The sequence below is a fragment of the Streptococcus sp. 10824 genome (assembly GCF_013276595.1).
Classification (GTDB): domain Bacteria; phylum Bacillota; class Bacilli; order Lactobacillales; family Streptococcaceae; genus Streptococcus; species Streptococcus pseudopneumoniae.
Window position 1 is genome coordinate 1 of record NZ_VMLH01000107.1, and the last position, 11,495, is coordinate 11,495.

The 11,495-nt window shown below is 39.8% G+C and carries 13 protein-coding genes and 1 riboswitch; of the genes, 8 read left to right on the forward strand and 5 right to left on the reverse strand.

All coding sequences use genetic code 11. The features are described 5' to 3' along the window. Positions 1 to 137 precede the first annotated feature (137 nt). Positions 138 to 611, reverse strand: a complete 474-nt coding sequence (gene tnpA, locus HT701_RS09525; protein ID WP_138702772.1) for an IS200/IS605 family transposase — start codon at positions 609 to 611, stop codon at positions 138 to 140. Between the two features lie 448 nt (positions 612 to 1,059). Between tnpA and HT701_RS09530 the strand changes: the two genes are divergently transcribed. Beyond that, a complete protein-coding gene (locus HT701_RS09530) occupies positions 1,060 to 2,091 on the forward strand; it encodes a S66 peptidase family protein (RefSeq protein WP_050207607.1) in 1,032 nt (343 codons plus the stop codon). 136 nt (positions 2,092 to 2,227) lie between these two features. Here the strand turns inward: HT701_RS09530 and HT701_RS09535 are convergent, their stop codons facing one another. From HT701_RS09535 to ruvA, 3 genes are read right to left on the reverse strand one after another with little or no spacing between them, the layout of a single operon-like run. Beyond that, positions 2,228 to 2,905, reverse strand: a complete 678-nt coding sequence (locus HT701_RS09535; protein ID WP_016397222.1) for a type II CAAX endopeptidase family protein — start codon at positions 2,903 to 2,905, stop codon at positions 2,228 to 2,230. Further along, entirely contained in the window at positions 2,902 to 3,465 is a 564-nt protein-coding gene (locus HT701_RS09540) for a DNA-3-methyladenine glycosylase I (RefSeq protein WP_119919988.1), read from the reverse strand. Before HT701_RS09540 ends, HT701_RS09535 begins: the two co-directional genes overlap by 4 nt. A gap of 9 nt (positions 3,466 to 3,474) precedes the next feature. Further along, positions 3,475 to 4,068, reverse strand: a complete 594-nt coding sequence (gene ruvA / locus HT701_RS09545) for a Holliday junction branch migration protein RuvA (RefSeq protein ID WP_000271489.1) — start codon at positions 4,066 to 4,068, stop codon at positions 3,475 to 3,477. 156 nt (positions 4,069 to 4,224) lie between these two features. Then, a riboswitch (FMN riboswitch) is annotated at positions 4,225 to 4,339 on the forward strand. Between the two features lie 132 nt (positions 4,340 to 4,471). Here ruvA and ribD point away from each other — a divergent pair. From ribD to ribE (HT701_RS09565), 4 genes are read left to right on the forward strand one after another with little or no spacing between them, the layout of a single operon-like run. Continuing rightward, entirely contained in the window at positions 4,472 to 5,572 is a 1,101-nt protein-coding gene (gene ribD, locus HT701_RS09550; RefSeq protein ID WP_001284096.1) for a bifunctional diaminohydroxyphosphoribosylaminopyrimidine deaminase/5-amino-6-(5-phosphoribosylamino)uracil reductase RibD, read from the forward strand. Then, positions 5,557 to 6,192, forward strand: coding sequence for a riboflavin synthase (gene ribE / locus HT701_RS09555; protein WP_000493842.1), 636 nt, complete (start codon positions 5,557 to 5,559; stop codon positions 6,190 to 6,192). Before ribD ends, ribE (HT701_RS09555) begins: the two co-directional genes overlap by 16 nt. A gap of 19 nt (positions 6,193 to 6,211) precedes the next feature. Further along, positions 6,212 to 7,417: a bifunctional 3,4-dihydroxy-2-butanone-4-phosphate synthase/GTP cyclohydrolase II gene (locus HT701_RS09560; protein ID WP_031222701.1), complete on the forward strand. Its 1,206-nt coding sequence runs from the start codon at positions 6,212 to 6,214 to the stop codon at positions 7,415 to 7,417. Beyond that, positions 7,418 to 7,885: a 6,7-dimethyl-8-ribityllumazine synthase gene (ribE, locus tag HT701_RS09565; protein ID WP_001099497.1), complete on the forward strand. Its 468-nt coding sequence runs from the start codon at positions 7,418 to 7,420 to the stop codon at positions 7,883 to 7,885. It begins immediately after the preceding gene. A gap of 324 nt (positions 7,886 to 8,209) precedes the next feature. Here the strand turns inward: ribE (HT701_RS09565) and mutL are convergent, their stop codons facing one another. Further along, positions 8,210 to 10,159 carry a DNA mismatch repair endonuclease MutL gene (mutL, locus tag HT701_RS09570; protein ID WP_050207609.1) on the reverse strand — a complete coding sequence of 650 codons (1,950 nt, stop codon included), beginning with the start codon at positions 10,157 to 10,159 and terminating at the stop codon, positions 8,210 to 8,212. Between the two features lie 205 nt (positions 10,160 to 10,364). Between mutL and HT701_RS09575 the strand changes: the two genes are divergently transcribed. The 3 genes from HT701_RS09575 (at position 10,365) to HT701_RS11615 (ending at position 11,487) form a co-directional block, all read left to right on the forward strand. Beyond that, positions 10,365 to 10,805: a LytTR family DNA-binding domain-containing protein gene (locus tag HT701_RS09575; protein ID WP_054388105.1), complete on the forward strand. Its 441-nt coding sequence runs from the start codon at positions 10,365 to 10,367 to the stop codon at positions 10,803 to 10,805. Next, a complete protein-coding gene (locus HT701_RS09580; RefSeq protein ID WP_023935566.1) occupies positions 10,802 to 11,260 on the forward strand; it encodes a DUF3021 domain-containing protein in 459 nt (152 codons plus the stop codon). Before HT701_RS09575 ends, HT701_RS09580 begins: the two co-directional genes overlap by 4 nt. A 71-nt stretch (positions 11,261 to 11,331) precedes the next feature. Further along, positions 11,332 to 11,487: a hypothetical protein gene (locus tag HT701_RS11615; RefSeq protein ID WP_230532011.1), complete on the forward strand. Its 156-nt coding sequence runs from the start codon at positions 11,332 to 11,334 to the stop codon at positions 11,485 to 11,487. Positions 11,488 to 11,495: the final 8 nt, after the last annotated feature.

Here is an 11,495-nt window from a genome sequence, read left to right on the forward strand (position 1 = left end):
AGTCATAACCACCCGTGAAAACGGGTGGCTTGTACACCGGCTATAAGCCGTTTCTCTCCAGCGGCGTCTAAAGACGCTCGCTGAACTTCGTTCAGGTCGTGCTATATTACTTGACTAATGCCCGTCACAACGGGCTTTTACCTTGTTCTAAATCCGCCATCAGAAAACGGATCTTCATATTCTTTTACACTCAGCTTATCGAGTGCAATGTCATTCTTTTCCTGCTCGCAAATATATTTAGCTACGGTCTTTTCGTTTAGTCCAACGGTACTTACATAGTATCCCCTAGCCCAGAACTTTCGATTTCCATACTTATATTTTAAATTAGCGTGCTTATCAAATATCATCAATGCACTTTTGCTCTTGAGATACCCCATAAAATCGGAAATCGAAAGTTTGGGAGGTATCAATACAAGCAGGTGTACATGGTCTGGCATCATATGACCTTCGATAATCTCCACGCCACGACAACCGCATAGATGTTTAATAATATCTATCAAATCCGACCTGACTTTGTAATATATCGCCTTACGGCGATACTTAGGTGTAAAAACTATATGATATTTGCACATCCATTTAGTATGTGATAAACTGTAACTGGTTTTAGCCATTTATTTTTCCTCCTTTATCTAACCTGAACAATTAGATTATACTTGGAAAAATAAATGGAAGCTAGAAGCCTTGTCAGCCACCAGCATAGCTGGTGGTTTTCTTGTTTTTCTCTACGAGAAAAACTGGCTTGAAGCCATAACGATAAAAGCAACTGCAGGTGCGGTTGCTTTTTCACTTACTTTTTTGATTTTAAAGTATTCTTCTGACATCCACATAGCTCCATCTAATCTTTTGTGATAAAATAGGCTCATACTCAATGAAAATCAAAGAGCAAACTAGGAAGCTAGCTGCAGGTTGCTCAAAGCACAGCTTTGAGGTTGCAAATAAAACTGACGTGGTTTGAAGAGATTTTCGAAGAGTATTAAAAGTATTCTTCTGAAATCCCACATAGCTTTCTCTTATATTTTGTGATAAAATAGGCTCAATCTATTTCTAGGAGGATCAGATATGATTTCTACTATTGGTATTGTTAGTTTATCTAGTGGCATTATCGGAGAGGACTTTGTCAAACACGAAGTAGACTTGGGTATCCAACGTCTCAAGGATCTGGGACTCAATCCTATCTTTTTGCCCCATTCGTTAAAAGGATTAGACTTTATCAAGGACCATCCTGAAGCTCGTGCAGAGGATTTGATTCATGCCTTTTCTGATGATAGCATCGACATGATCCTATGTGCCATCGGTGGAGACGATACCTATCGCTTGCTACCTTATCTTTTTGAAAATGACCAACTCCAAAAGGTTATCAAACAAAAAATTTTTCTTGGCTTCTCGGATACAACCATGAACCACCTCATGTTGCATAAATTAGGAATCAAGACTTTTTATGGTCAATCCTTTTTAGCAGACATTTGTGAATTAGACAAAGAAATGCTAGCCTATAGCCTTCACTACTTTAAAGAATTGATTGAGACGGGAAGAATTTCAGAAATCCGCCCTAGTGACGTTTGGTATGAGGAACGAACTGATTTTAGTCCCACGGCCCTGGGAACACCTCGTGTCAGTCATACAAATACAGGTTTTGACTTGTTGCAAGGAAGTGCCCAGTTCGAGGGGAAAATCCTCGGTGGTTGCCTCGAATCCCTCTACGATATCTTTGACAACTCTCGATACGCAGATAGCACGGAGCTCTGCCAAAAATACAAACTTTTCCCTGACTTGTCAGACTGGGAAGGGAAAATCCTCTTGCTCGAAACAAGCGAAGAAAAGCCTAAGCCAGAAGACTTCAAAAAGATGTTGCTAACTTTAAAGGACACTGGCATATTCGCGGTCATCAATGGACTCTTGGTCGGAAAACCTATGGATGAAACTTTCCATGACGACTATAAAGAGGCACTATTGGATATCATTGACAGCAATATCCCGATTGTCTATAATCTGAATGTCGGCCACGCAACTCCAAGAGCAATTGTACCCTTTGGGGTCCATGCTCATGTAGATGCACAGGAACAAGTCATTCTCTTTGACTATAACAAATAAAGCTGGGAAAAGTTTCTCAGCTTTTTTCTCGGTATCATTACTGGCATTTTCATCACATATTACAGTATATTGAAACTAGAATAGTACACCTCTACTTCTAAAACATTGTTAGAAATCGATTTGTCCTGTTCTCATTTCATTTTACTATACTGATAGCTAAAATGATTAAGGAGAGGCTGTTGCTTAACATGTGAACAAGTAGGGGATAGTAGATATTCTCTTTTTCTTTCACATAAATAATAGAAAAGGCAAGGCCTCCACCTAAGTAACCAACTGCACCAATCCACTCTGATAGAGCCAAACTGTGCATATGAGTCAGAGCAAAAACAAGTCCTACCAGAATAATGCTTAGTAAACCTGGCAACCGTTCCTGCAAGTAATGCAATAAGACCTGACGGAAAAATAATTCTTCTACCAGAGGTCCAATGACACAAGCAAAAACAGCTATCAGTAGTGGTTGTTCTTGAAAGGTACTTTGAATATTAGACTGATTTAGACCTTGTCCATCTAATCCCACAAACTGCTTCAACATCTCTGATACAAATTCAAAGACAACAGTCATCAGAATGAGAAAGAGCCATCCTGTTAAGACGCCAAAGAAGAATTTTCTTTTAGTCTTTCTAATCTCCTTCCATTGTTGGATCAATCTATCCTTGAACAAGAAGGAGCCATATAAAGCTAAAACTACATAAACAAGATAATTTGCAATGGCAGATGGCATTAAAGAAGCCAGCAATTTAACGCCATCAAACACAAAGAGGACTATATAGAGAATCGCAAAAATCAGAATTCCCTTATTTTTGTTAGACATCATTTAAGACCTTTCCACTCACAATCATTCTCGTGGTCATCAACTAGCCCTGCAGCCTGTAGAAAAGACAATACGGCGACTGGGCCTGTGAACTTGAAGCCTCGTTTTTTGAGATCTTTGGCTAATTTCTCAGATAAGGGTGTTTTAGCTGGGGCTTGGCGATAATCAGGAACATCATTAACAATAGTTTTCCAATCAACAAAGGACCAAAGATAGGCATCAAAAGAGCCATATTCTGCCTGTAACCGTAGAAAGGCTTGGGCGTTAGCGCGTGTAGCAAAAAGCTTGGCTCTATTTCGAATGATAGCTGGATTCTCCAGCATGGCTTCCAATTCAGTGTCAGTCATCTCTGCGACTGAGTGAATTTGATAGCTATGAAAGACTTCTCGGAAAGCTTGGCGTTTGTTGAGTACCGTTTCCCAAGACAGGCCTGCCTGATAGGTTTCCATACACAACAACTCAAACAACGCTTGGTCATCATGGAGGGGCTGGCCCCACTCCTCATCATGATAGGCGATGTAGAGTGGGTTGGTCATCTTGACCCACGAACAACGTTTTGTCATTCTCTGCTCCTATTTGACCAACATTTTAAGGGCCGACTTGATATAGTTCTCAGCTGTATCTGTCGTTCCTTCAAAGAATTTCTTGATTTTCTTGAGCTCTGTTGCCTTGTAGCCCAGAGCCAACATGGCTTCCATAGCTTCTTCCAATTCTTGGTTTTCAGCACTTGCTTGCACTGCGACCTTGGCAGGAAGGCCATCTCCTGCAACTACTACCTTGCCTTCCAAGTCCAGCACCATCTGCTGGGCTGTTTTCTTGCCAATTTTAGGGAACTTGGTCAAGTAGGTGATGTTCTTGGTTTCAATGGCTTGAACCAAGCCAGCATTGTCATCAGCAGCGATAATAGCAAGAGCTGATACAGGACCAATCCCAGAGACCGAAATCAGACTAAGAAAGAGCTTTTTCTCATCCTCTGAGCGAAATCCATAAAGCAAATGGGCGTCCTCACGCACAACCTGATGCACATAAATCTGAGCCTCCTGATTAACCTGACCTGAATAGGCATAAGGATTGGCCACATGCAGAATATAACCAATACCATTGGTTTCAAGAACAATGTATTTGGCAGTAATTTTGGTAATGATTCCTTTTAAATATGCGTACATAGTATTCCTTCTCTCTTATTTCGTTTATCTAGTATATCATATTTTCTTTATCCGAGGAGCGAGAATCGATTATCACAAATACAGTATATCAAAAACAATCGGTATTTATCTGTTGACATATTCAAAATTAAGTACTATAATCATCTGTAATTGAATAACTATCTTCAGGGCAGGGTGCAATTCCCTACCGGTGGTATAGCCCACGAGCCGAAAGGCATGATTTGGTGAAATTCCAAAGCCGACAGTATAGTCTGGATGAAAGAAGATAAAAGTATATTTGTGCTTTTTGCGTGCTCTGAAATGATTACTTGTCATTTCAGAGCATTTTTGTTAATCGCATAAGTTTTCTTTTGTATGCCTTGAGTAGTCCCCTATTCAAGGTATATTTTTTGGAGGTAGTGAGATGAGCGATTCAAAATATATGAAATTAGCAATAAAACTGGCACAAAAAGGGGCTGGTTACGTCAACCCCAATCCTATGGTCGGCGCAGTTATTGTAAAAGATAATCACATCATCGGACAAGGTTATCATGAGTTTTTTGGTGGCCCACATGCTGAGAGAAATGCTCTTAAAAACTGTAGAGAATCCCCTGTCGGAGCGACGCTTTATGTAACACTTGAACCCTGTTGTCACTTCGGGAAAACACCTCCCTGTATAGATGCTATAATCGATAGTGGTATTACAAGAGTAGTCATTGGAAGCCTAGACTGTAATCCTATTGTATCTGGAAAAGGAGTAAAGATACTTGAGGAAAATAATCTTCAAGTTACTGTTGGAATTTTAGAAAATGAGTGTCTTAACTTAATAAAAAGTTTTAGAAAGTATATTACCCAGCATGTACCCTATGTTTTTATGAAATATGCAATGTCAATGGATGGAAAAATAGCCACTAAAACAAATCAATCCAAATGGATTACTGAAGAAGAAGCAAGAAAGCATGTGCATCAGTTACGACACCATGTTAGTGCAATTATGGTGGGAGTCAACACTGTTATTCAAGACGATCCTTTGCTGACATGTAGATTGGAGGAAGGGAAAAATCCTATCCGTATCATATGCGATACACATTTACGAACTCCTCTTACCTCTAAAATCGTAAAAACAGCAAATGATATTAAAACTTACATTGCCACTTCCTCTGAAGACAAAAATAAAATGAAGCTATATCAAAATCATGGCTGTGAAATACTTTCCATAAAGAAAAAAGGCAATCATATAGACTTATCGAGTTTAATGCAACATCTAGGAAACATGCAGATTGATAGCCTAGTTCTAGAAGGGGGCAGTCTAATGAATTGGAGTGCTTTGGAACAACAAATTGTTGATGAGCTGAAAATATATATTGCACCAAAAATTTTTGGAGGCAGTGCCAAGTTTCCTGTCGGAGGTGAAGGCATTTCTTTGCCAAATGACGCTATTAGATTGAAACCTTATGCTTTTTCTCAAATAGGAAATGACTATCTCATAGAAAGTGAAGTGATTTATCCATGTTCACAGGAATAATTGAAGAAATCGGAAAAGTTGAAAGAATACAGAAAGACTCTCGTAATTGTAAACTATCAATTAAAGCCTCAAAAATATTAACGGATATCCATTTAGGCGATAGTATAGCAGTAAATGGTATCTGTCTTACAGTTACTCATTTCAATCATCAATCCTTTACAGTTGATGTAATGAATGAAACATGGAGTCGAACAGCTCTTACTCTATTAAAACATGGAAGTGAGGTGAATCTAGAAAGAGCCTTATCTGTCAACGGTCGACTTGGGGGTCACGTCGTTACAGGACACATTGATGGTACAGGAAAAATCTCGTCAATAAAAAAAGATGATAATGCTGTATGGTATCAAATCAACACACAAAAAGAAATTTTAGATTTAATAGTTGAAAAAGGATCTATTACAATTGACGGCATTAGTCTGACTGTCGCTAAAGTCTCCAAAGTAAACTTTTCAGTATCTGTTATCCCTCATACCTTGGAACAAACCATTCTTAAGAGTAAACAAGTCGGGAGTACAGTAAATCTTGAAAATGATATCTTAGGTAAATATGTGCAAAAACTGATGGATAATTCTCCAAAATCAGAAATATCTAAGGAACTATTATATCAAAATGGATTTTAGCAGAAAGGATAATCAGTCAATGGAATATCGAAAAATACAAGAAGCATTAGAAGCATTGCAGAAGGGACGACTTGTTCTTGTTATAGACGATAAGGATAGAGAAAATGAAGGAGACTTAATTTGTTCTGCACAAGCAGCTACAACAGAAAATGTTAATTTTATGGCTACTTATGCCAAAGGATTAATTTGTATGCCTATGAGCGAAAGTTTAGCTAATCAATTAATGCTTTCACCTATGGTTGAAAACAATACAGATAATCATAAGACTGCTTTTACAGTTTCAATTGATTATAAAGAAACGACCACAGGTATTTCTGCCGAGGAAAGAGGACTGACCGCACGTATGTGTGTAGCTGAAGATATAACACCCTCTGATTTTCGCAGGCCAGGACACATGTTTCCTTTAATTGCAAAAAAAGGTGGTGTTCTAGAAAGAAATGGACACACAGAAGCAACTGTTGATTTATTAAAATTAGCTGGACTAAAAGAGTGTGGCCTATGTTGTGAAATAATGAATCATGATGGCAAAATGATGAGAACAGATGATTTAATTCAGTTCTCGAAGAAACACAAGATTCCACTAATTACCATCAAAGAATTACAAGAATATAGAAAAGTATATGATCAGCTGGTAGAACGAGTTTCAACTGTCAATATGCCTACTAGATACGGTAATTTCAAAGCAATTAGCTATATAGATAAACTAAATGGGGAACATCATCTTGCTCTTATTATGGGAAACATAGAGGATGAAGCCAATGTATTATGTCGGGTCCACTCCGAATGTTTAACAGGAGATGTTTTAGGCTCTTTACGTTGCGATTGTGGACAGCAATTCGATAAAGCTATGAAAATGATTGTTGAGAATGGTTCGGGTGTCTTACTTTACTTGCGACAGGAGGGACGAGGAATTGGACTTATCAATAAATTAAAAGCCTATCATTTACAAGATCAAGGCATGGATACGCTTGATGCCAATCTTGCATTAGGCTTTGAAGGTGATTTAAGAGAATATCATATTGGAGCACAAATGCTTAAAGACCTAGGACTACAGTCACTACATTTACTGACAAATAATCCTGACAAGGTTGAACAGTTAGAAAAATATGGAATTACCATTTCCAGTAGAATACCAATCGAAATAGAAGCCAATCCTTACGATAGTTTTTATTTAGAAACAAAGAAAAATCGAATGGGTCACATTTTAAATATGGAGGAAAAATAAATGAACACTTATGAAGGTAATTTAGTAGCGAACGATATTAAAATCGGTATTGTTGTAGCGAGATTTAATGAATTTATAACTTCAAAATTATTATCTGGAGCACTGGATAATCTCAAAAGAGAGAATGTAAACGAGAAAGATATCGAGGTGGCCTGGGTTCCAGGAGCTTTTGAAATACCTCTGATTGCATCAAAAATGGCAAAAAGTAAAAAATATGATGCAATTATCTGCTTGGGAGCTGTCATTAGAGGGAATACAAGTCATTATGATTATGTATGTAGCGAGGTATCTAAGGGAATCGCCCAAATCAGTTTAAATAGCGAAATCCCAGTTATGTTTGGTGTGCTAACGACAGATACAATTGAACAAGCCATAGAACGAGCTGGCACTAAAGCAGGAAATAAGGGTTCTGAGTGTGCACAAGGCGCTATTGAAATGGTCAACCTAATTCGTACATTAGACGCATAGAACAGACTCTACTTTTAGACGAATAAAGAAACTTGGCAAAATCGCAATTTAATACTCTGTGAAAATCATAGAGCAAACTAGGAAACCAGTCGCAGAGTGGTAAAACACAACTTCGATGTTACAGACAAAACTAGCAAAATTAGCTCAAAACACTGTTTTGAGATTACTGATAAAACTGACCTGGTTTGAAGAGATTTTCGAAAAGAATTAGGAAAAAATGAAGTAAATATTTCTATGATAAAACGCATAAAATCAAGGTTTTTGAACACCTGATTTTATGCGTTTTTCTGATTTTGAACATTTTTCCCAGACTTTTTTATACTTTTAATATTTCCCCAACTCACGGAGACTGGTGTGATTTTCCTGAATACGTCGGAACATCTTTTCCATATCCGACTTGGTAAAATGCACCAAAACAGGACGTCCGTGGGGACAGTTATAGGGATTGTCACATTGAGAAAGCTGATAGAGGAGTTGTCTAGCTGAATGATCATCAATACGATGATTGGCCTTGATAGATCGCTTGCAAGACATCATGATAGCCAGCTCTGCTCGGTATTTCTTGATAGAAACTTCCTTGGTCAAAAGGAGCATGTCGCACATCTCATAGATGCCTGATTCAATCTCTTCTTCTGCCATCCAAATAGGATGTTCACGTAGAATAAATTGATTTTCTCCGTACTCTGCTAGAAAGACGCCCACTTCCTCTAAGAGAGGCATTCTTTCCTTGAGACGCAGGGCATCATCCGCAGGAAATTCAAAGATATAGGGCACTAGGAGTTGCTGCTGGCTCTGGTCAACATTGCCAATGCTTTCACGGTACTCCTCGTACTTGACCCGTTCCTGAGCAGCGTGCTGATCTATGATGTAAAGTCCATCTCGCCCTTGGGCAAAGAGATAAGTCCCGTGCATTTGTCCGAAAAACTCCAACTCTGGGAAGCTGGATGCTTCTTCTCGCTCCAGTTTGTCATAAGCCTTATCGATGCTAGCAAGATCTAACTCTGGATGGTCTAGCTGGTCGTAGTTAGCAGGCTTTCTCTCTGCAAAATGCAGTTTTGCTGGCTTGGTCAATCGGTCCAAGGTTTCCTTGGCAAACAGGGTCAAATCCTGCCCTTCATCAGTCAATTCTACCTGATAATCAGCTACTTCAGTTTGACTAGGTCTTGACGGCTCAGTTTTCTCATAGTAGAGCGTATTTTCTTTGAGTGGGAGAATAGTTTGCTCCACCTTCTCACGATTGCGCACGGTCGATTTGGCAAGATTTTCCAAGGCATCTGGAATCAAGGTTTGTTCCTTGAGACTATTTGCAATAGCTTCTGAGACCAAGGTCATCAGTTCTTTTTCCTTGGAAATCCGCACCTCTTGCTTGGTTGGATGCACATTGACATCCGCTAGATAAGGGTCGATATGAATGTGAACGACAGCCAGTGGAAAACGCCCCACCATGAGCTTACTGCCATAGCCGTCAAGAATTGCACGATTGAGCAGGAAGTTCTTGATATAACGGCCATTGATGAAGAGGCTGATATAATTGCGGTTAGCCCGAGTCAACTCAGGCAAGGACACAAAACCTGAAATTTCGAAATCTAGGTCAGAGTTCTCAATTTCAATCATCTTCTTGGCACTCGCCAAACCGTAAATTCCTGCGATTGCTTGGCGCAATTGACCAGTCCCTGCTGTCCGCGTCATTTCCTTGCCATCACTAATCAAGCTAAAAGAAATCTCAGGATGGGCCAAGCCCAGACGGTTGACGATATCAATGATATGAGACAACTCTGCTTGCTGGCTCTTCATATACTTGAGACGGGCAGGCGTGTTGAAAAAGAGATCCTCCACACAAACCTTGGTTCCCACAGGACTAGTCGCTGGGATGACTTCCTCAACTTCACCCCCACGCGCGACGAGCTTGGTTCCGTGACTTGCGCCCTCAACTGCTGTCAAAAGAGTTAAAACGCTGACGGACGCAATAGAAGGCAAGGCTTCACCACGAAAACCAAGCGTCCGAATCCGAAAGAGGTCTGCTTGATTTTTTATCTTACTAGTCGCATGACGACGCAGAGCCAGCTCCACCTCATCGTGGGCAATTCCATGACCATTATCTGTGATTTGGATTTTCTTGAGACCAGCTTCCTCAATCTCAATGATAATCTGACTAGAGCCCGCATCAATGGCATTTTCTACCAGCTCCTTAACAACGCTAGCTGGACGCTCGATAACCTCTCCAGCTGCAATCTGGTTTGCCAGCACCTCTGGCAATTCAATAATATGAGACATCTTTCAGCCCCTTTCTGTATCTGTTTTCCTAGAAATTGATAGTGCTATTATACCATATTTCAGAAAGGACAGAAAAGCAAGCGCCACATAGGAGCCAAATTCCTCCACATAGACAAAGGCCCTTGCCATAGGCTGTAAAATAGTGTTTAATAAAGGTGTACAAGAAGTGATCACAATTTTGTATAAAAAACAAGGAGAGAAATTTATGAAAGTAGAACTACAGATTAGTGAAACTTACGAAGAGGAAAAGCTGATTGTTCAAGCACCTCAGCCGACAGATAAAGTCCAGAAAGTCATCGATTTCGCAGAAAATCTGGACCAAAGAGAAAAAATCAAAGGGAAAATCGATGATCAGGTCTATCTAGTTGAGATTGGCAAGATTCAGCGCTTCTATATCGAGAATCGAAAGGTTCTAGCAGAAACCGCGAGTCAGACCTACACCATTGACTTACGACTCTATCAGGTCCTTGAAATTCTGCCAACCAATTTTATCCAAATTTCCCAATCAGAAATCATCAATATCGATTTCATCTCTCATCTCAAGCTCACCCCCAACGGCCTAGTAGAAATTTTCTTGAAAAACGAAAGCTTCACCTACTCTTCACGCCGTTATCTAAAAACCATCAAGGAGAAATTAGAACTATGAAAAAACAAATCTTTCACGACGCAGCCGCCGGTGTTCTTATCGGCCTCATCCTCTCTATCATCTTTTCACTCATTTATGCACCAAATACCTACGCACCGCTCAATCCCTACTCTCTCATCGGCCAAGTGATGACTCAACATCAGGTTCACGGTGCCCTGGTCTTGCTCTACTGTACTCTTATCTGGGCAGCCATCGGTATTCTCTTCAACTTTGGTAAACGATTATTCAGCCGTGACTGGAGCATGCTTCGTGCGACGCTTTCCCATTTCTTCCTCATGCTGGCTGGCTTTATCCCACTGGCAACTCTGGCAGGTTGGTTCCCTTTCCACTGGTTCTTCTATCTCCAGCTCATTATCGAGTTTGCGATTGTCTATCTCATCATCTGGGCTATTCTCTATAAAAGAGAGGCTAAAAAAGTGGATCACATCAATCAACTCTTGAAGCATAAAAAGTAAGAACCTCATAATAAGCAAAGCCGAGAAAGAAACTTCTCGGTTTTTCTTTATCCTGCTGCACCTTATACTCAATGAAAATCAAAGAGCAAACTAGGAAGCTAACCGCAGGTTGCTCAAAACATTGCTTTGAGGTTGTAGATAAGACTGACGAAGTCAGCTCAAAACACTGTTTTGAGGTTGCAGATAGAACACCATACCTACGGCAAGGTGAAGCTGACGTGGTTTGAAGAGATTT